At 71.7% G+C, this 19,641-nt stretch carries 15 protein-coding genes; 6 read left to right on the top strand and 9 right to left on the bottom strand.

Annotated features, from left to right (window positions below):
* On the top strand, positions 1 to 1,468 hold a 1,468-nt coding region (locus tag ACYVE7_RS12160; protein WP_460364735.1), incomplete at its 5' end, for a condensation domain-containing protein.
* 9 nt (positions 1,469 to 1,477) lie between these two features.
* Here ACYVE7_RS12160 and ACYVE7_RS12165 read toward each other — a convergent pair.
* From ACYVE7_RS12165 to ACYVE7_RS12175, 3 genes are all read right to left on the bottom strand, one after another.
* Positions 1,478 to 2,617, bottom strand: a complete 1,140-nt coding sequence (locus ACYVE7_RS12165; RefSeq protein ID WP_460364736.1) for an FAD-dependent monooxygenase — start codon at positions 2,615 to 2,617, stop codon at positions 1,478 to 1,480.
* Entirely contained in the window at positions 2,614 to 8,208 is a 5,595-nt protein-coding gene (locus ACYVE7_RS12170; RefSeq protein ID WP_460364737.1) for an amino acid adenylation domain-containing protein, read from the bottom strand. The genes ACYVE7_RS12165 and ACYVE7_RS12170 overlap by 4 nt, the downstream gene beginning before the upstream one ends.
* A gap of 165 nt (positions 8,209 to 8,373) precedes the next feature.
* Positions 8,374 to 9,351 carry an aldo/keto reductase gene (locus ACYVE7_RS12175; RefSeq protein WP_460364738.1) on the bottom strand — a complete coding sequence of 326 codons (978 nt, stop codon included), beginning with the start codon at positions 9,349 to 9,351 and terminating at the stop codon, positions 8,374 to 8,376.
* 88 nt (positions 9,352 to 9,439) lie between these two features.
* On the opposite strand from ACYVE7_RS12175, the gene ACYVE7_RS12180 reads away from it, so the two are divergent.
* The 3 genes from ACYVE7_RS12180 (at position 9,440) to ACYVE7_RS12190 (ending at position 12,161) form a co-directional block, all read left to right on the top strand.
* Complete coding sequence (locus ACYVE7_RS12180; protein ID WP_460364739.1) at positions 9,440 to 9,802, top strand: YidH family protein; 363 nt, start codon at positions 9,440 to 9,442, stop codon at positions 9,800 to 9,802.
* Positions 9,799 to 10,092, top strand: a complete 294-nt coding sequence (locus ACYVE7_RS12185) for a hypothetical protein (protein WP_460364740.1) — start codon at positions 9,799 to 9,801, stop codon at positions 10,090 to 10,092. The genes ACYVE7_RS12180 and ACYVE7_RS12185 overlap by 4 nt, the downstream gene beginning before the upstream one ends.
* Positions 10,093 to 10,175: 83 nt before the next feature.
* Positions 10,176 to 12,161 carry an NAD(P)-binding protein gene (locus ACYVE7_RS12190; RefSeq protein ID WP_460364741.1) on the top strand — a complete coding sequence of 662 codons (1,986 nt, stop codon included), beginning with the start codon at positions 10,176 to 10,178 and terminating at the stop codon, positions 12,159 to 12,161.
* A gap of 4 nt (positions 12,162 to 12,165) precedes the next feature.
* On the opposite strand, the gene ACYVE7_RS12195 is transcribed toward ACYVE7_RS12190, so the two are convergent.
* Positions 12,166 to 13,659, bottom strand: coding sequence for a penicillin-binding transpeptidase domain-containing protein (locus tag ACYVE7_RS12195; RefSeq protein ID WP_460364742.1), 1,494 nt, complete (start codon positions 13,657 to 13,659; stop codon positions 12,166 to 12,168).
* 69 nt (positions 13,660 to 13,728) lie between these two features.
* Complete coding sequence (locus ACYVE7_RS12200) at positions 13,729 to 14,607, bottom strand: alpha/beta hydrolase (protein WP_460364743.1); 879 nt, start codon at positions 14,605 to 14,607, stop codon at positions 13,729 to 13,731.
* Positions 14,608 to 14,737: 130 nt separating this feature from the next.
* Here ACYVE7_RS12200 and ACYVE7_RS12205 point away from each other — a divergent pair, with 130 nt between their 5' ends.
* On the top strand, positions 14,738 to 15,766 hold the full coding sequence (locus tag ACYVE7_RS12205) for an alcohol dehydrogenase catalytic domain-containing protein (protein ID WP_460364744.1): 1,029 nt from the start codon (positions 14,738 to 14,740) through the stop codon (positions 15,764 to 15,766).
* 96 nt (positions 15,767 to 15,862) lie between these two features.
* Here ACYVE7_RS12205 and ACYVE7_RS12210 read toward each other — a convergent pair whose 3' ends face one another.
* From ACYVE7_RS12210 to ACYVE7_RS12225, 4 genes are all read right to left on the bottom strand, one after another.
* On the bottom strand, positions 15,863 to 16,567 hold the full coding sequence (locus ACYVE7_RS12210; RefSeq protein WP_460364745.1) for a hypothetical protein: 705 nt from the start codon (positions 16,565 to 16,567) through the stop codon (positions 15,863 to 15,865).
* 299 nt (positions 16,568 to 16,866) lie between these two features.
* Positions 16,867 to 17,229: a YciI family protein gene (locus ACYVE7_RS12215; protein WP_460364746.1), complete on the bottom strand. Its 363-nt coding sequence runs from the start codon at positions 17,227 to 17,229 to the stop codon at positions 16,867 to 16,869.
* A gap of 33 nt (positions 17,230 to 17,262) precedes the next feature.
* Positions 17,263 to 17,946, bottom strand: coding sequence for a DUF998 domain-containing protein (locus ACYVE7_RS12220; protein ID WP_460364747.1), 684 nt, complete (start codon positions 17,944 to 17,946; stop codon positions 17,263 to 17,265).
* 1 nt (position 17,947) lies between these two features.
* A complete protein-coding gene (locus ACYVE7_RS12225; RefSeq protein WP_460364748.1) occupies positions 17,948 to 18,430 on the bottom strand; it encodes a YdeI/OmpD-associated family protein in 483 nt (160 codons plus the stop codon).
* A gap of 100 nt (positions 18,431 to 18,530) precedes the next feature.
* Here ACYVE7_RS12225 and ACYVE7_RS12230 point away from each other — a divergent pair.
* Positions 18,531 to 19,641 (top strand): AfsR/SARP family transcriptional regulator (locus ACYVE7_RS12230; RefSeq protein ID WP_460364749.1); only part of this gene is annotated, 1,111 nt, incomplete at its 3' end.

The raw sequence follows: 19,641 nt of genomic DNA on the forward strand, positions 1-19,641 counted from the left end.
CGCCGCAGCGGCGCTGGGCGGGCTGTTCGCCGAACTCCTCGGGCTGGAGGCGGTCAGCCCCGACGACGGGTTCTTCGGGCTGGGCGGCGACAGCATCACGGCCGTCCAGCTCGCCGCGCGGGCCAGGGACGCGGGGCTGGGACTGTCCGTGCGGGACATCTTCCTGCGGCAGACCCCTGCCGAGCTGGCCGCGCTCGCCCGCGAGGTCACGGCGGACGCCCCGCCGGACGGCCCCGTCCCCGAGGTGCTGCCGTTGACACCCGTCCAGCGCGGTATGTACTTCCAGGCGCAGCTCGACCCCGACGTCTATGTCACACAGTCGTCGGTCGAGCTGGAAGGCCCCCTGGACGTCGCCAGGTTCCGCCGCTCCGTGCAGGGTCTCCTGGACCGCCATCCGCAGCTCCGCGCCGGTTTCGCGCTGAGGGAAGGCACGCCCGTGCAGATCGTCGCGGACGGCGTCGAACTCCCCTGGCGGGAGGTCGATCTGTCGCCGCTGGGCGCGCCCGGCCGCCGCGTGCAGATCGCCCGGCAGGAGCGCCGCGAGCTGCGCGACCGCTTCGACCTGGCCCGGCCGCCGCTGCTGCGCTTCCTGCTGCTCAAACTCGGCGAGACCGGCCACCGCCTCGTCCTCACCAACCACCACCTCCTGCTGGACGGCTGGTCGCTGCCCCTGCTGGCCGCCGAACTCCTGGCCGGCTACGCGGGAGCGGAACTCCCGGGCGTCCCCCGCTACCCCGCCTACCTGCGCTGGCTGGACGGCCAGGACGGGACGGCCGCCGAACGGGAGTGGACCCGTGCGCTCGCCGGAGCCGTCCCGACCCTGATCTCCGGCGGCGACGGCAGCGGCCCCGCCCCGGCGGAACATCTCGAAGCGGAGCTCGCCAAAGAGGCCGCGGACGCCCTGACCGCCCGCGCCCGTTCCTGGGGCCTCACCGTGAACACCCTGGTCCAGGGCGCGTGGGCGCAGGTGCTGGCGGCCCGCACCGGAGCGGACGACCTCGTGTTCGGGACGACGGTCTCCGGCCGTCCGCCGGAGGTGCCGGGCGTCGAGCGGATGATCGGCCTGTTCATCAACACCCTGCCCGTCAGGGTCCGGCTGTTCCCGGACGAATCGCCGCGCGTGTTCCTGAAGCGGCTCCAGGACGAGCAGGCCGCGCTCCAGCCGCACCACCATCTCAACCTGGCTGACGTTCAGCGGCTCGCCGGGACGGGACCCCTGTTCGACACCCTGCTGGTGTTCGAGAACTTCCCGATGGATCCGTCGTCCGTCGCGCTGCCGGGCGAGCTGAAAGTGGCGGGGATCAGCGGTCGGGGCGACACCCACTTCCCGGTGACGCTGGTGGTGGTGCCCGGCCCCGGCGTTCTGCGGCTGCGGCTCGGCCACCGTCCGGCGCTGGTCGACGGCGCCACCGCGGCGCACCTCCTGGACTCCCTGATCACCCGGCTGACCGCGCTCGCCGCTTCCTGAGCGGGACGGTCAGTCGTAGCCGGGGAAGGTGAGCCGGTCGAGATAACCGGGGGTGGCGAGCCGGAGCGGGGCGAACCGGACGGCCAGGGTCCGGGCGGCGCACAGCAGCCGGTTCGTGTACTGCTGCTGCTTGCCGAGGGTCCACGACTCCTCGACCAGGCGTCGGGTCCGCTCTCTGCGCCTGTCCTCATACAGGCGCAGGCCCGTCTCAGGGTCCGGCGCGGACCGCAGGGACAGGGCCAGGACGACGGCGTCCTCGATCGCGGAGGTCGCGCCCTGGCTGAGACTGGGCAGCATCGGGTGGGCGGCGTCACCGAGCAGGGTGACCGGGCCGTCGCCCCAGCGGTCCAGGAACGGCCGGTCCTGCGCGGGCACCGTGAGGATCTCCTTCTCGGGGGTGACCTCGATCAGCTCCCGGATCTCCGGGGCCCAGCCGGCGAAGGTCCGCTCAAGGTCGTCCTTCCCACCGCTCATCTCCGTTTTCGCGGTGTTGGTGGTTCCCCACCAATAGAAACGTCCATGACCCATGTCGTTGATACCGAATCGTGTGCCGCGTCCCCAGTACTGGCGGCCGAGTCCTTCGGGGAAGCGTCCGGTGTCGAAGGGGACGGTCGCCAGCCAGCACACGAACCCGCCGTAGCGGGGTTCGGCGGGCCCGGCCACCTGGGCGCGGATCGCGGAGTTGATGCCGTCCGCGCCGATGAGGATGTCGCCGCTCACCCGCCTGCCGTCCGTGAGGACGGCCGTGACGCCCGAGCCGTCGCGGGCGAAACCCGTCACGGCGGCGCCCGTGGTGATCGGCACGCCTTCGGCCGCTTCCCGGAGTCCTTCAAGCAGATCGGTCCGGCTGAGGCAGACGGTCGGCGCGCCGATCTTCGCGTAGTCGGCGTCGAAGGGGTGACGGCGCAGCACGGTGCCGTCCGGGGCGCACATCTCCGCGACCCGCACGATCGTCCCGCGCCGCTCCAGCCCCAGGTCGAGGCCGAGGGCGCGCAGCGCGCCGATCCCGTTGCTGAGGATGCCCAGACCGCTGCCCTCGGCGCGCAGCTCGGGCGCGGCCTCCAGGATCTCGGCGTCGATCCCGGTGCGGCGCAGCGCGGCGGCGGCGCAGAGCCCGCCCACTCCCCCACCGACGACGATCGCTTTCATCCGTGCCGTCCCATCACCTCGGTGATCGCGCGGGCCAGCCCCGCGACGTGCGGTTCCTCGACCATGCTGAGATGGCTGCCCGGCACCCCGATCAGCTCGACCTTCGCTCCGGTCAGCGGCTCCCAGCCGTTGGTCGGGTCGTCGTGGCGGCTGCCGCTCGCGTCGTGCATCCGGCGCAGGACGTCCGGGAGCGGTTCGGCGGCACGCAGCAGGGTCAGCTCGTGGCCGGCGAGTTCGGGACGGTAACAGCCGCTCGCGACACCGTGCGCGAGGTAGACGGCGTACAGCCGCCGCACCACGGTCTCGGCTCCGGCGTGCGGCACCACTCCGGCGTCGGCCGCGCGGCGGGCCATCTCGGCGAACTTCTCGTCCCTGGTCAGACCGTCGGGCCAGAGCCCGGCGCCGGAGCCGCCGCGCAGCAGGAGCAGTTCCCAGAAGAACCAGGCGAGGATCTCGTCCTCGGACACGTCGTCGGAGCCTCGGCGCGGGTCGAGCGCCATCGTGTCGAGGACCAGCAGGTCGGCGACCTCCTCGCCGGCCGCGCGGAGCTGGACGGCCATCTCCACGGCGACCGTCCCGCCGAACGACCAGCCGCCGATCGAGTACGGCCCTGCGGGACGGACCCGGCGGATCGCCTCGAGATAGGCCGCGGCGAGCTCGGGAACCGAGTCGATCGGTTCGGTGCCCGGCTCGACCCCGGACGCCTGGAGCGCGTAGAGCGGCTGGTCGGCGAGGAGATGCCTGAGCAGCGGCAGATAGCAGAGCACGTTGCCGCCCATCGGGTGGACGAGGAACAGCGGGCGGCGCGCGCCGGACGTCCGCAACGGCACCAGCGGGTCGAACGGGGCCGCCTCCCGGTCGTGGAGCAGCGCGGCGAGCGCGGCGGCGGTCGGTGCGGCCGCGAACCCCGACATCGGCAGGCGTATCCCGTACCGCTGCTCGATCAGCACGGTGATCCGCATGGCGGTGAGGGAGGTCGCGCCGAGCGCGAAGATGTCGTCCTGGACGCCGAGCCCCGGCAGGTCCAGCGCGCCGGCGAGCAGTGCGAGGACCGCGGCCTCGTGCTGGTCGGCGGGCGGCCGGGACGGAACGGACGAGGAGCGGAGCGGCCGGGCGCGGAGCGTGGCGTCGTCGCGTTTGCCGCTGGGGGTGAGCGGGAGGGCGTCCAGGAACTCGCGGTGCGCGGGGATGAGATGGTCGGGGAGGGTGGCGCGGAGCCGGTGCAGCAGCTCGTCCGGTGCGGTGGTGCCGATGAGGAACGGCGCCAGGAACGCCTCGCCCGCCCGCCGCCTGACCACGACGGCCGCCTCCCGGATGCCGGGCAGTGCCGCGAGGGCCAGTTCGACCTCGGCGGGCTCCACCCGGAAACCGCGGATCTTGACCTGGTCGTCCGCGCGGCCCGCGCAGACCAGCTCCCCGCCGGGCAGCGCGAACGCGAGATCGCCGGTGCGGTAGAGACGGCGGCCGGACGGGTCGGTGACGAACCGTTCGGCGGTCAGGTCGGGACGGTCGAGGTAGCCGTCGGCCAGGCAGTCGCCGCCGAGATGGAGTTCGCCCAGCGCGCCCGGCGGGACGGGCCGCAGCCGCTCGTCGAGGACCAGGACGTCGGCTCCGTCGATCGCGGCGCCGATCGGCGGAAGCTCGGGCAGCGAGCCGCGCATCGGGAACGCCGTGACGACATGCGACTCGGTCGGACCGTACTGGTTCTCCAGCAGGGCGTCGTCGCCGCAGAACCGGCGGATCTCGTCAGTGATCTTGAGCTGTTCGCCCGAGGAGACGAGGACCCGCAGCGCGGCCGGACGCTCCCCCGCCTCGGCCAGCCGCTGGAGCAGCACCGACGGCAGGAAGATCCGCTCGATCCGCTCGTCGGCGATCAGTCGGAGCAGGGCGGCCGGGTCGCGGCGGTCCTCCTCGTCGAGCAGGTGCAGGGTGCCGCCGCCGCAGAGCGTGGAGAAGATCTCCTGGAAGGAGACGTCGAAGCCGAGCGGCGCGAACTGGAGGGTGCGTCCGCCGAGCGCCGCGCTCTCCCTGGCGTTCTGCCAGCGGACGAGCCCGGCCAGCCCGCGATGCGGCATGACGACGCCCTTGGGTTCACCCGTCGAGCCCGAGGTGAACAGCACGTAGGCGGGATCGGACGGCCGAAGCGGCGGCGCGCCCTGATCACTGCTCGCGGCCGGTTCGAGCGCCTCGATCACCTCGACGGGGCGGGCCAGCGCACGCATCGCGTCCCTTCTGGCCTGCGGGTAGGCGGGATCGAGCGGGACGCAGGCGCCACCCGCGCGGACGACGCCGAGGACCGCCGCGATCTGCTCGGGTGAGCGCTCCATCGCGACCCCGACCCGGAATCCGGGCTCGGGGTGGGCGGCCCGCAGACGTGCGGCGAGCGCGCCGGAGGCCTGGTCGAGCTCCCGGTAGGTCCAGGCGCGCGATCCGTGGACCACGGCGGTCGCGTCGGGGGCGGCCTCGGCGTGGGCGGTGAAGAGCCGGATGACGTCCGGGGCTTCGGGCAGGGGGCGGCGCGCCCGCTCGGGTGCGTCGCGGAGGGCGAGATCGGGTATGGCGTCCGGCTCGTCGACGATCCGGCGCAGGAGCGCGAGATAGGTCTCTGCCAGCAGGTCGGCCTGTTCCGGGGCGAACGCGGCGTCGAGGTCGAGACGGACGGCCAGCTCCCCGGTGACCGGGTCGACCTGGGCGTTGGTGAGCAGCGCCAGATGGGTCTCCTCCCACACCTCCAGGTCGACGGAGGCCGCCGCCAGCTCGGCCACCTCGGCGAGCTGCCGGAAATGGACGTAGTTGAAGGCCGTCTCGACGACCGCGTCGCCGCGTTCCCGCTGGATCTCGCTCAGCGGGTAGTGCCGGTGCGGATGGGCTTCACGTTCCTGCCGCTGGAGCTCCCGGACGATCTCCAGCCCGCTGAGCCCGCCGCCGGTGAGGCGGAACGGCAGAGTGTTGAGGAACAGGCCGGCGATCCGGTCCGCGCCCGGCTGCTCGGGCCGTCCGTGGGTGACCAGGCCGGTGGTGACGTCCGGGGAGCCGGCGAACAGGCCGAGCATCAGGCAGTGCGGCGCGAACAGCAGCGACTTCAGGGACAGGTCGTGGGCGCGGGCGAACCGGGTGACCTCGGCGCTCCACTCCGCCGTCAGCCGGATCCGGCGGACGGTCGGCCCGGCCTCGCCCGGCGGCAGATGCCTGCGGAACGACGGCAACTGCAGGAGCGACGCGCCGTCCAGGAGGCGACGCCAGTGCTCGGCCGCGGCGCCCGAGGCGATCGCGCGGCGTTCGGCCCTGACATACCCGGCCGGCGACGGCAGATCATCTTCCTCGACGGGGTCGAGGTCGGCGCCGAGCATCGCCAGATAGTCCTGCACCAGCTCACGGACCAGGTTGGCGACGCTGCCGCCGTCCAGCAGAGCGTGGTGGAAGGCGAACACCAGATCGGTCCTGCCGTCGCGCGGGAACACCCGCAGCTCGTAGAGCGGCGCGACGCCGAAGTCGTAGCGGTGGCGCCGACGCCGCTGGACGTGCTCCGCGACGGCCGCGTCCGCCTCCGCATCGGACAGCCCGCCCAGCTCGACGACGGTCAGCGCCGACTCCACGGCGTGGTGCACGAGCTGCAGCGGCTCGGACCTGCCGCCCAGATCGAACGACGAGCGCAGCGCCGGATGCCGTTCGACGAGCTGGTCGTGCGCGTACCGGAACTCCGGCTCCTGCCAGCCGGAACCGGCGACCGTGTAGTGGAAGACGTCGTGATATTTGGCCGACCCCTCCTCCTGCCTGCTGTAGAACAGCATCCCGTGCTGGAGCCTGGTCACCGGGAAGGCGTCGGCGCAGCCCTGAAGCCCGGCCCTGTCGACGGCCGCGACCAGCTCGAACGGTTCGGGGGCGGGCTCGGCGGGCGGGGCGGGCGAGTTCCGGACCAGGTCGGCGAGCTCGGCGACGGTGTCGGCGGCGACCAGATCGGCGAGGGTGAAGCGGACCCCGCGCCGTTCGGCGTCCGCTCTGATCTTCAGCAGGGTCATCGAGTCGCCGCCGAGGCCCGCGAAGGTGTCGTGCACCCCGACGGGCAGGCCGAGCGCCGCCGACCACACCTCGGTGAGGAGTGTCTCCAGCTCGTCGGACGGTCTGCCCTCGCCGCTCGCGACCGTCACCTCGGGGAGCGCGGCCCGGTCGGCCTTGCCGTTGGGGGTGAGCGGCAGGGCTTCGAGCCGCTGGAAGAACGCCGGGATCATGAAGTCGGGCAGGGTGCGGGCCAGGGCGGTGCGGAGCACGGCCGGGTCGAGGGGAGCGTCGGCGGTGTAGAAGGCGATGAGATGGGTGCCGCGTTCGGCCGTGTGCCGGTCGATCACCACGGCCTCACCGACCTCCGGGAGCCGGAGCAGGGCGTTCTGGACCTCGCCCGGCTCGACCCGGTTGCCGCGGATCTTGACCTGGTCGTCCAGCCGGCCCCGATATTCGAGGTCGCCGCCGGGCAGCCACCGGGCCAGGTCGCCGGTGCGGTACAGGCGTCCGCCCGGGACGGACGGGGCGGGCACGAACTTCTCGCGGGTCAGCTCGGGCCGTCCCAGATAGCCGCGCGCCACCCCTACGCCGCTGACGCAGAGCTCGCCTTCGGGGCGCGGATCGCCGTCGGGGCCGAGGACGTGGAGCTGGACGCCGTCGATGGCGCGGCCGATCGGCACGCGTTCCACCGGCCGTCCCGGATCGGCGGGGCAGTCGTAGAACGAGACGTCGACGGTCGTCTCGGTCGGCCCGTAGAGGTTGATCAGCCGGGGACCCGCGCCCTGGAAGATCCGGTTGAACTGGTCGACCCTGGCCGGGGGCAGGGCCTCGCCGCTGCAGAAGACGTACCGCAGCGAGGCGGCATCACGGCGTTCGGTCTCGAGCAGGTCCAGGAACGGGCCGAACATCGACGGCACGAAGTGGACGGCCGTGACGCCGCGCTCCCTGATCGCCCTGAGGATCTCTCGCGGGTCCCGTTCGGCCCCCTGGGGCAGCAGTGCGACGCTCGCGCCCTCGGCCGCCCACCAGAACAGCTCCCACACCGAAACGTCGAACGAGATCGGCGTCTTCTGCAGCAGGACGTCCCCGGCGCCGATCGGTGTGTGCTTCTGCATCCAGGCCAGCCGATTCACCACCGAACGGTGCTCGACCATCACTCCTTTGGGGTTGCCGGTCGATCCCGACGTGTAAATGACATAGGCCAGATCGGTCGCGGTCGCGACGGGTTCGAGCGGCCCGCCGGGGCCGTTCAGCAGTTCCGCGACGGACTCTTCGGTCAGGACGGTCTTCGCGCCGCAGTCGGCGAGCAGAAAAGCGATCCGCTCCGGCGGATATCCGGGGTCGATCGGCACATAGGCGCCGCCCGCTTTCAGCACGCCGAGCAGCGCCGCGGGGAGCGCGGGGCCCCGTCCCATCCGGACGGCGACCCGGTCGCCGGCCCGCACCCCCAGCGCCCGCAGGGCTCCGGCGATCCGGTCGGCGCGCGCGTCGAGTTCGCCGAAGGTGGTTCCGTCGTCGGCGAGCGCCACCCGGTCCGGGGTGAGCGCGGCCTGCCGTTCGAAGAGGGCGTGCAACGTCGAAACACCCGACACGGATCACTCCCGGAAAAATCCGACCATGGGGACCGTGTCAGTTAACCAGCGCTCCGCCGCCCGAACAATTTACAGTTCTGAGCGTCCGTAAAGCCTCACGGTAAAGGCGTTCGGGCGGCGGAGCGGAATGGACGAAGAGACGCCGCGAAAAAAGAGATTCCGCGGCTACCAGCGATCGTGGACCTGGACGCGGATCCGTTCGTCGTAAAGCTCCTCGATCGCGTTCAGGACCGCCGGGGTCAGCGGCGGTAGACCGGCGGCCTCGGCGTTGGCCTTCGCCTGGGCGGGGTTGCGAGCGCCGGGGATCACCGAGGTGACGCCCGGCTGCTGGATGATCCAGCGCAGGGCCGTCTGGGCGGGGGTCGCGGGCGGCACGGCGAGGGCGGCGAACTCGGCGGCGGCCGTGACGCCCGTCGCGAAGTCGACGCCGGAGAAGGTCTCGCCCTGGTCGAAGGCCTCACCGTGCCGGTTGTAGGTGCGGTGGTCGTCGGGGCCGAAGACCGTGTCCTTGGTGTAGCGGCCGGTCAGCAGGCCCGACGCCAGCGGCACCCGGGCGATGATCGCGACGTTCTGCGCGGCGGCCCTGGGCACGACCTCCTGGAGTGGCTTGAGCCGGAACGGGTTGAGGATGATCTGGATGCTCGCGAGGCCGGGACGCTCCAGGGCCGTCAGCGCTTCGGCGCAGGTCTCCACGCTCACCCCGTAGCGGGCGATCCGCTCCTCGGCGACCAGGGTGTCGAGGGCGTCGAAAACGGCGTCGGAGGAGTAGACGGGGGTCGGCGGGCAGTGGAGCTGGACCAGGTCGAGCCGGTCGACCCCGAGGTTGCGGCGGGATCTGTCGGTCCATTCCCGGAAATGGGCGAGTGTGTAGTTCTCCGGCGTCTGCGGCATCCGGCGGCCCATCTTGGTGGCCACGAAGACGTCGGCGTCGGGCCGTTCGGCGAGGAAACGGCCGATGAGCTGTTCGCTGCGGCCGTCGCCGTAGACGTCGGCGGTGTCGAAGAAGTCGACTCCCGCGGCGACGGCCGTGTCCAGGACGTTCAGGGCGTCGCGCTCGTCGACCTCGCCCCAGTCGGCGCCGAGCTGCCAGGTGCCGAGCCCCACGACCGAGACCTTCCGGCCGGCGATCTCCCGGTTATCCATATCAAACATCCCTGTAATTCATAGTAATTAACAATTGTCCGAATCATTTAGACTTCCTACCGACCCCTGCCCTGGAAAGGTCGGCCCCATGCCTGAAGATCGTCCCCGTTGGCCGCGTGCGGTGTACCGGGTGGGCGAGGAGCCCGACCCGCGCTTCACCCTCGCCAACGAGCGGACCTTCCTCGCCTGGATCCGCACCTCGCTCGCGCTGCTCGCCACCGGCGTCGCCCTGCAGGCGATCACCAAGGACCACGACGCCGCCGTGCGGTTCACCTCCTGCCTTCTGGTCTCGCTGGCCGTCGCGGGGCCGGTGTTCGGGCTGCTCCGCTGGATGCAGAGCGAACGCGCCCTCCGCCAGGACCGGGCTCTGCCGGGCGGCGCGCTGCTGCCCGGAGTGACGATCATCGTGGCCGTCGCCTCGGCCGTCACCTTGACCCTGGTGACCGGGTGACCCGTCACCCCGGGGAACAGATCATCGGCGATCCGGGACGCCAGTGGGAGCGGACCGCGCTCGCCTGGACCAGGACCATGCTCGGCTACGCCGCGGCCCTGCTCGTCCTGGTCAAAGTGCTGTTCGGCACGCACCTCACGCTGGCGGCGGGCGGGCTGATGTGCCTGGGGTTCCTGCTGGTCAAGGCCGGGGGCGCGCCGCGTCCCGCCCCGGGCGTCATGATCGGGCTGACGGCGCTGTCGGCGGCGCTGTGCGCGGCGTTCTTCCTGTTCGGGTTCGTGCTCCGCTAAAAGGTTGCCCCTGACACGGCCGCGATCATGGCCTGGCGCCCGCTCCGCACGATGTGATCCGCCCGGAACCACAGGGGGGATACATGCAGGAGTGGGAGCCGTACCGGCCGTCCTTCAGCGACCGGGAGCTGGGGATGGACCGGCGGATCAGCCGCCGTGACTTCCTCGACGGCGTCGCGGTCATGGCCGTGGCCGCGGGGCTCGGCGGGTGCTCGGCCGACAAGGTCGCCCGGAACGCCTCGAACAACGACCAGAACGGACCGCCCGCGGGCGGCTTCGGCGACGTCGGCGTGGGGAACCCCGCCTACCCGCCGGCGATGACGGGACTGCGCGGCAGCACCAACAAGGCGCTCCACGTGCCGCACCAGCTCCGCGACGGCAGCTACTGGTCCGGCCACAAGGAGATCATCGACACCAAGGAGACCTACGACCTCGTCGTGGTCGGCGCCGGGATCAGCGGGCTGAGCGCCGCCTACTTCTACCGGCAGAAGCACCCCACCGCGAAGATCCTCATCCTGGACAACCACGACGACTTCGGCGGCCACGCCCGGCGCAACGAGTTCACCCCGGACGGCAAGCTGATCATCAGCTATGGCGGCTCGCAGTCGATCGAGGGCCCCTCGGTCTGGAGCAAGACGGCCCTCGGCCTGCTCACCAGCCTGGGCGTCGACCTCAAGAAGTTCGAGAAGTACTACGACCAGGACTTCAACACGCGCTGGAAGCTGACCGACTCGGAGTTCTTCAACAAGGAGACCTTCGGCCGCGACCATCTCGCGAAGATGACCGAGGACAGCGTCCCGACCTCCGCCGGCCTGGCGAACGCGCCGATCGCCGTGCAGGCCAAGAACGACATCCTCACCATGTACAACAAGCCGGGCGACTACCTGCCGGGGCTGACCGACGCGCAGAAGAAGAACCAGCTCGTCGCGATCTCCTACAAGCAGTTCCTCACCGGCGTGGCCAAGTACCACCCCGACGTCGCCCGGTACATGCAGACCTTCACCTCCGACGAGTGGGGCTACGGGATCGACGCGTTCGGCGCGCTCGACGCCTGGGCCTGCGAGTACCCCGGCTTCGACGGGCTGAAGCTGAACCGCGACAAGCCCGACCCGCGCTGCATCAAGACCGTCCAGATCCAGTGGGACGAGGACGACCCGTACATCTACCACTTCCCCGAGGGCAACAACGCCCTGTGCAAGCTGATGATCGGACGGCTGATCCCCGGCACGGGCGCGCCCGCCACGATGGACGCCGACCCGCTGTCGAAGATCGACTACTCCAAGCTCGACGTGGCCGCGAACGACGTCAAGGTGCGGCTGAACAGCCCGGTCGTCAACGTCCAGCACGTGAACAGCGACCCGGCGACGGGACGGGTGATCGTCAAGTACCAGGACGGCGACGGAAAGGTCCGTTCCGTCGAGGCGGGCGGAGCCGTCATGGCCTGCTACGCCACGATGATCCCGTTCATCGTGCCGGAGCTGACCGGCGACCAGAAGCAGGGCCTCGAGTACGGCATCAAGCTGCCGATCATCTACGCGATGGTCCAGATCAAGAACTGGAAGGCCTGGCAGAAGCTCGGGATCTACCACACCCGCTTCACCGGGCCCTACTGGTGCGTGGCCGAGCTCGACTACCCGGTCAGCATGGGCGGCTACGAGTTCTCCAAGGATCCCGAGCAGCCGATCGTGGTCCACATGATCCGGATGGCGACCCGGGAGGGCGAGAACCCGCGCGGCGGCATCGTCGAAGGGCGGCGCGATCTCTACCAGACGCCGTTCTCCTACTACGAGCGGACCATCCGCGACCAGCTCGCCCGGCTGCTCGGCCCCGGCGGCTTCGACCCCGCCAACGACATCCAGGGCATCACGATCAACCGCTGGGGTCACGGATACGCGCTGGAGTACGCACGTCCGTGGGCGTCGTTCTGGCCGGAGGGGCCGCTGCCCAACCGGATCGGGAGCAAGCCCTACGGGCGGATCACCATCGCGAACTCCGACTCCGAGGCACGCGCCTACGCCGACGCGGCGATCGACGCGGCGGCACGGGCCGTCAACCAGCTCGGAGCCTGAGCCCTCACAGGGCGCGCAGGAAAGCGGCGGCGAGCGGCGCGGCCACCGCGCCGCCGCTGCCGCCGCCGGGAACCAGCACCGCGAACGCCACATCACCGCGGTAGCCGACGAACCAGGCATGCGCGTCGCCCGTCTGGTTGTACTCCGCCGTGCCCGTCTTGCCGAACGTCCCTGCGGGCAGGCCCGCACCGGCCGCGGTCCCCCCGGTGACTACGGCCGCCATCATCGGGCGGAGCGTCGCGACGAGACCGGGCATCGGCCGGTCCGCGGGCACCTGCTCGCCCTGCGCGGCGTAGACCTTCGCGTCGAACAGGCGCGGGGAGCGCCACGTCCCGTTCGCGACGGACGCCGCGACCACCGCCATGCTGAGCGGAGTGGCCTGGACCCGACCCTGGCCGAGCGCGTCCTCGACGAGTTCGTCGTTGTTGGCCGGGACGGGGAAACCGGCGCGCGCCGCACCGTAGGCGATGGCCCGCTCGAACCCGAACACCTCGGCCATGTCGCGCAGCGCGCCGCCCTGGAGCCTGGTGTGGGTGAGGGAGGCGAAGGTCGTGTTGCAGGACTGGGCGAACGCCTTGACCAGCGTGGTGTCGCCGAGCGCGACGTCGTCATGGTTGGGGATCCGGCGGGTGCCCGCCCAGACGGCCTTCGGGCAGGCGACCTTCGAGGACGGGCCGAGACCCGACTTCAGGAGCGCCGCCGCTGTGATGATCTTGAAGGTGGAGCCGGGCGCGAAGCGGTCGTTGAAGGCGGAGTTCCCGCCGCTGACCCCGTCCGCGACGGCCAGGACCTCGCCGGACGACGGCCGCACCGCCACCAGGACGGCCTTCTTCCCGGCCACCGCGGCGTCGGCGGCCCGCTGCGCCCGCGGGTCGAGGGTGGTCTTCAGCTCGTTGGCCGAGCTGCCGAAGGTCTGGAGGGTCTTGGCGCCGTCCTTGAGGATCCAGCCGGGGTCGCCCTCCTTGCCGTAAGTGGTGGCCAGACCGCCCACGTACGAGGCCACCGAGGCGCCGGCGAGCGGCTTGCCGTCGCGGAAGACCGGGGTCGGCACGTCGACCCTGGTCGATTCGAGCCGGACCGCGCCGACGTCCTTGACGCCGGGCAGCAGCACGTCCGGGGACCAGAGCACCTTCCAGCGGCGCTCCACGACGGCCAGCCGCAGCGTCGAGCCGACCTTCCATTTGCCGGGCGGCAGGGTGCGGAGCGCGGTGAAGTCGGCGTGGGCGGCCTGCTCGCCGTCCTCGACGATCAGGGCGGGGGTCAGTTCGACCGACTTGACCTGGAGGTTCTTGCTGAAGGCGCGGTGCTGGTCGGCGAAGCCGGGCGGCGGCGTGTCGACGAGGGCGGCCATCGCGGCGAAGTCGCCCCTGTCCCAGGCGGCGAAGTAGGCGTCAGCGGTCTGCTGCGGGGAGCCTTTGACCGTGAAGTAGCGGTCGTAGGCGAAGAACCCGCCGCCCGCCAGGACGACCAGCGCGAAGAACCCAGCGAACCACTTCACCACAACCCCCGTCACACCGCCAGAACGGGCAATCTAGGACATTGTGCGCTTGTACCTCTATGAGGTGGGTCACAGAGCCGTGAAGAACCGGCCGATCTCGTGGCCGAGCTCCTGGAGGGCGCGCTCGGGAGTGCGGGCGTAGGGGAACCAGCCCATCCAGCCGTGGTCGAGGCCGTCGCCCGGCTGCAGCGAAGTCGGTACACCCGCCTGGCGCAGCCGTTCGGCGAACGCCTCGCCCTGCGGGCGGAGCCTGTCGTACTCGGCGAGCGCGAGCAGGGTCGGCGGGAGCACGGACAGGTCGTCGGCGAGCAGCGGGGAGATGCCGGGGTCGCTGGGGTCGCGGCCGGCGAGGAAGCCGTCGAGGCTGGAGTTGGGGCCGCCGGGCAGGGCGGGGATCCCGTCCGGATCGTCCAGGGGATCGGGGAAGCTCCGCAGGTCGAGGAGCGGGTAGATCAGGAGCAGGAGGGCCGGCCGGTCGACCCCGGGGCGCAGCAGGCAGGACGCGGCGATCTGGCCGCCCGCCGATTCGCCGCCGGCCCCGAGGACCGGGAAGCGTGCGGAGGCCCAGCGCACCGCGGGCTCGGCGTCGTCGACGGCCGCGGGATAGGGGTGCTCGGGGGCCAGCCGGTAGTCGACCGACAGGAACGCCACCCGGGACGCCGCGACCAGCGCCCGCACGACCGGATCGTAGGACTCGACGTCGCCGATCACCCAGCCGCCGCCGTGGAAGAAGACCATGACCGGGCCGTCGGGAACCCCTTCCGGCCGGTAGAGGCGGGCGGGCACCCCGCCGGCGTCCACGTCGCGGACCTCTCCGACGGTCAGCCGCGGCAGTTCGGCCATCGCGCGCTTCGCCTCGGCGCGCATCCCCTCCGTCGACAGGTCCTGCGGCGGGGGAAGCTCTGCCACCTTCCGTACGAACGCGAGGTACTCCGGATCACGGCCCATCCCCCATCACTACCCCGGCCATGGGGAAATTCGCCGGAATTCCGGTCGCATGGGACGCAGCTCACCCCGGCGATTTGGTGGGCTATGGGGTTTATGGCGTGCGCTATCCGTGTAGATCTTCGGGGAGAGCGTGATCTTTGGGGGGACGATGCGGGCTGCGGTGCTGGGCGCTCCGGAAACGGACCTCGTGCTCGAGGACAGGGACGTCCCCGAACCGGGCCCGGGCGAGCTGCTGATCAAGGTGACGGCCTGCGGGATGTGCTTCTCCGAGGTCAACCTGCTCCGCGGCCGCTACCCGTTCGCGCGGTTCCCGGTGGTGCCGGGACACGAGGTGAGCGGGGTGGTCGCCGGGCTCGGCGAAGGAGTGACGTTCCCGCCGCTCGGCGCGGCCGTCGGGGTACCTTTCCTCTACGACTCGTGCGGCCACTGCGACCTGTGCGTCCGCGGCGACCAGATCCTCTGCCCGCGCAAGCGGGTCACCGGGGTGAGCGTCGACGGAGGCTACGCCGAATACATGATCGCCGAATCGGGGTTCGTGACGCCGATCCCCGCGGCACTCGACCCGGTGGCCGCCGCACCGCTGATGTGCGCGGGGCTCACCGCGTTCAACGGCCTGCGGCGCGCCGGGGCCGTGCCCGGCAGCCGCGTCGCGGTGATCGGCACCGGCGGGGTCGGCATGATGGCCGTGCGGTTCGCGCTGGCCATGGGCCTGCGGGTCGCGGTCGTCTCCAGGAACCGGCGGCCCGAACTCGCCGACCTCGGCGTCGAACTGGTCGTCTCGACCTCCGACACCGACCCGGGCCGCGGCCTGAACGCGTGGGGCGGCGCCGACCTGGTCGTCAACACCGCACCGAGTTCGGACGTCGCCCAGGAGTGCCTACCCGGAATCGCCCCCGACGGCACCCTCCTGATGCTCGGCTACGGACCCGAACCCCTCTCCCTGCCCCCCGCCCTCCTGGTACTCAGCCGCCTGCGCGTGCTGGGCATCCCGTCGGGCTCCCCGCACGACCTCCGCGACGCCCTCGCCTTCGCCGCCGCCCACCAGATCCTCCCCTCGGTCAGCCCCATCACCCTCGCCGACGCCCCCACCCTCCTCGCCGAGATGGCAGCGGGAAAACCCAGCACCGGCCGCCCCGTCATCGTCCTCGACCCCACCTAGCCGCCCCGAGCAGACCAGGGACGGGCGACCGAGGCGATCTACAGGAACATGGCGATGGGGAGCGCGGCCACGCTCGATGCGGCCGCGCGGAAGGCATCAGCCGATCAGTTCGCGGCGGGGGGCCGGGGCCGGGTGACGGCGGCGGCGGACGAGGAGGGTCGCGACGAGGAGGGCGGCCATGGTCAAGGTCGCCGTGCCGAGGACGGCCGGAGGGATGGGCTGGTCCTTGCGGCCTGGGGCCGGGGGCGGCGGGGCCAGCGCCGCCTGGGACGGTGGCGGCTGTGTGAGGGCGGGGTCCTGCGGCAAGGGGACCGGGGTGGAGTAGAAGGCCGGAGGGTGGACGGCGCCCCACTGCTTTCGGTAGCGGGCGGCGGTCTTCTCGTCCGGATGCTCACGCGGAATGAGCTTCAGCGACCCGGGCACGGTGACGGTTCCGATATCGAACGACTGGAACACGCCCTGGTCACTCAGAACCGTGTAGGTGCCGTCAGCGGGAAGCTCGACGTCCGCCACATAATGCCCGGGCTCACGGAGCGGACGAGCGTCGAAGGCCAGCTCCCGCGCGTCCCGCGTGAACCGCAGCCGGACCGCCCCGAGCTTCTCCTCCCCCATCGACCCCTTCCAGTAGGGATGGAATCCGTGCTGCAGCACCCAGAAACGGACCTCCTTCGGTTCCCCCGCCCGGAACCGGCCCACCGGATCCAGCACGGTCGCCGCCCAGCCACCCCGTTCCCCCGCCTGCGCGGCACCCACACCCGAGCCGCCCACCACGAGCCCAGCCACCGTCAGTGCCGAGATCATCCGTGTCCATCGCATCGGAACACCACCTCCGCTCTCCTTACACCGTCCGCCCTCCCCCGGTTCCCACCTCCCCCGCACGAGGAGATGAGCATGGCCACGTACGTCAGCAGACTTTTACGGACATAGACGGGCAGCGAAGCGCACGTCCGACGCGACCGGGACCGCCCATCGCCGCCAGCTTCGCGGTGTGAGCATGGGCTCCGTCTGACGCGGTGGGGACGCGCTCTCAAACGGACGAGCGCCGACCGGGGCCCTTGGCGGGGCCGGCGATCGGCGCTCACGTGTCGCGGTAGTGGTCGTCAGTCGTCGGTGCCGAAGATCTCTCGGATCTCTGAGCCGCCGTTCCAGGCGGGCCAGTGCTGCTTGTGCAGGTCGAGGAACTCGGTGGCGCGGGCCACGGCGTCCTTCTTGTCGGGGGTGCGGATGATGGCGTAGGCGGTGGCGGTCTCGGCGGTGAACGGGCCGCTCTGCGCGACGATCTCGCCGTCCTGGAGGCTGAGGCGGGTGCCCGCGGCGGTCGGGGTGAGGCCGCCGGTGTCCAGCAGCACGCCTTGGGCCTGCCATGCGGCGGCGGTCTGGCCGATCGCCTCGAACAGGGCGGCGGGCGGGGCGCCCACGGGCGCGTTCTCGTCGGCGGTCAGGATCATCAGGTAGCGGGGCATGGCAGTGGTCTCCTTCGTTGTCGCGGGGTCGGGTCAGGCGTGGGTGCGGCGGTAGAGGTGGACGCTGAGGGCCGTGATCCAGGCCCAGGCGATCACCACGGCCGTGACGAAGGCGAGCGTGGTCCAAGCGGCTTGAGCGCCGGAGGCGACGCACAGGAAACCGATCAGGAACAGGTAGCCGGTGGCGCGGGAGTACCGGGACCAGCCCGGCCGCCCCTCGCTCGCGAAGTGGCGGGCGACGACCAGGCAGACCGCGATGAGGCACAGGAAGCCGAGGCCGCCGAAGGCCAGGTGCAGCCAGCCGTGCCAGGTCACCGACTTCTCGTCGACCGGTGTGCCCTGCGGGAAGCCGAGAGCGGGGTCGGCGCGGAAGACTCCGCCGCCGATCAGTCCGGCGGCGTAGCGGGCGAGCCACCGCGGCGCCCGGGTTCTGGCACGGCCGGGCGGTAGCGCCCGGCGCAGCCCCACCGCGCAGGCCAGCGTCATCAGTCCGGTGACGACGAGGTTGACGCTCTGGATCCAGCCGAAGCTCCCGTTGGCCAGGACGCTCCAGTCGTGCCGGGTGAAGTCGAAGCCGGAACGGACGGCGCCTTGAACCACCGAGGTCAGGACGTAGACGGGGCCGGCGACGACGCCGTATCCGAGCAGCGACTTGGTGATACGGGCGGCGGGGTCGCACGTCGTGGGGACAGCGGCGGGAGCGGTCTGGGTGGTCATGTCAGCGGGCCTTTCCGGCGGAGAGGGTTTCGATGGACTTGCGGATGCGGCGCTGCCGGGTCTCCGCGGACTTGGCCGCGACGATCGGTTCGGCGTGCGCGCGTTTGTTGCTGTAGGAGAGCCGCTCGAAGAAGGCTTTCGCCTCCGGGGCCGAGTCCAGGGCGACGACGAACTCCGGGTGCAGGGCGACCTCGCGCACGTCGGTGTCGAGTTCGAGCGCGAGGTCGATGGTGTCGCCGCCGGCGACGCCGGTCTCCTGGCGGACACCGGCGTTGATGCCGATCATGTACACCCCGCCCATCGGCGCGACCGAGCTGCGGAACGTGTGCCCGCCGTTCACGGTCACCTTGACCTTGGGCCGCTTCCCGCCGCCCAGGGCCTCGACGACCTCCGCAGGGACGACGACCCCCGTGGCGGACTTCCCGGACAGCTGGACGACGGCGGTGAAGGCGACTCGCGTGCCGCCGGTTGACTGGCTGTTCATCTCGGTTCCCTTCGGCGCTCCCTGGTCTGTGATTCCAACTCTGGCGGGCGGCGCTTCAGGAACCCTTCCGGTGCGCTTACGGTGGTCCTACAGTCGTTGGATGCTGCGCTTCGAGGTGCTCGGTCCGCTGGTGGTCGCCACCTCGGGCGGTGCGCCGGCCCAGGTCGCGGACCGCCGTGTCCGCGCGCTGCTGGCCGATCTGCTGGTGCACCAGGGGCAGGTCGTGGCGGCCGACCGGCTGATCGACCACCTGTGGGGCGAACAGTTGCCCGCCAACCCGTCGGCCACGTTGCAGACGCGCGTCTCCCAGCTGCGCAAGGCACTCGAGGAGGCCGAGCCGGGCGGCCGCGAACTCGTGGTGACCAAACCCCCGGGATACCTGCTCCAGCTCGCCCCGGAGCAGGTGGACTCCCACTGCTTCAGGCGGCTGGTCGACCAGGCCCGGCAGGACCAGGACACGCGGTCCAGGGCAGCGCGGTACGTCGAGGCGCTCGCGCTCTGGCGCGGGCAGGCGTACGCGGAATTCGCCGGGGAACCGTTCGCGGTGGCCACGGCCGCGCGGCTGGAGGAGGAGCGGCTGGCCGCGGTGGAATCGCTCGCCGAGACGCGGCTGGAGCTCGGAGAGCACGCGCTGGTGGCGGCCGAGCTCAGCGAGCTGATCAGCCGGTATCCGCTGCGGGAGCGGATGCGCGCGGCCCAGATGCGCGCGCTGTACGGCAGTGGCCGGCAGACCGAGGCGCTGGACTCCTTCCAGTCCCTGCGCACCCGGCTGGCCGAGGAGCTCGGTCTGGACCCAGGGCAGGAGCTGGAGGCGCTGCACCGGGCGATCCTGAACCAGGACGCCTCGCTGTCGGAGCGGGCGGCCGACGCCGGTCCGGTCGGGCAAGCCGCCGATCGACCGGCCGGCAACCTCCCGGCCGCGCTCACCGACCTGGTCGGCAGGCGGGATCTCCTCACCGACGTACGCGACCGGCTACGGGCGAGCCGCGTGGTCACGCTCACCGGCCCGGGTGGTGTCGGCAAGACCAGCCTGGCGTTGGAAGTCGGGCGCGAAGAGGCCGGACGGCACCCCGGCGGCGTGTGGCTGGTGGACCTGGCCGCGCTGCCCGCGCACGCCGCGCCGGAGCAGGTGACCGCCGCCGTCGGGGATCTCGACGGTCTGGTCAAGCGGCTGGACGCGCTGTCCGAGCTGTCGGGCAAGAAGCGCGAGG

It is taken from the genome of Actinocorallia lasiicapitis, from assembly GCF_054778695.1.

Coding starts and splice junctions, on each gene's coding strand:
- ACYVE7_RS12165 (WP_460364736.1), bottom strand. CDS start 2,617: ATGAAAGCGATCGTCGTCGGTGGGGGAGTGGGCGGGCTCTGCGCCGCC.
- ACYVE7_RS12175 (WP_460364738.1), bottom strand. CDS start 9,351: ATGGATAACCGGGAGATCGCCGGCCGGAAGGTCTCGGTCGTGGGGCTC.
- ACYVE7_RS12180 (WP_460364739.1), top strand. CDS start 9,440: ATGCCTGAAGATCGTCCCCGTTGGCCGCGTGCGGTGTACCGGGTGGGC.
- ACYVE7_RS12190 (WP_460364741.1), top strand. CDS start 10,176: ATGCAGGAGTGGGAGCCGTACCGGCCGTCCTTCAGCGACCGGGAGCTG.
- ACYVE7_RS12200 (WP_460364743.1), bottom strand. CDS start 14,607: ATGGGCCGTGATCCGGAGTACCTCGCGTTCGTACGGAAGGTGGCAGAG.
- ACYVE7_RS12210 (WP_460364745.1), bottom strand. CDS start 16,567: ATGATCTCGGCACTGACGGTGGCTGGGCTCGTGGTGGGCGGCTCGGGT.
- ACYVE7_RS12215 (WP_460364746.1), bottom strand. CDS start 17,229: ATGCCCCGCTACCTGATGATCCTGACCGCCGACGAGAACGCGCCCGTG.
- ACYVE7_RS12220 (WP_460364747.1), bottom strand. CDS start 17,946: ATGACCACCCAGACCGCTCCCGCCGCTGTCCCCACGACGTGCGACCCC.
- ACYVE7_RS12225 (WP_460364748.1), bottom strand. CDS start 18,430: ATGAACAGCCAGTCAACCGGCGGCACGCGAGTCGCCTTCACCGCCGTC.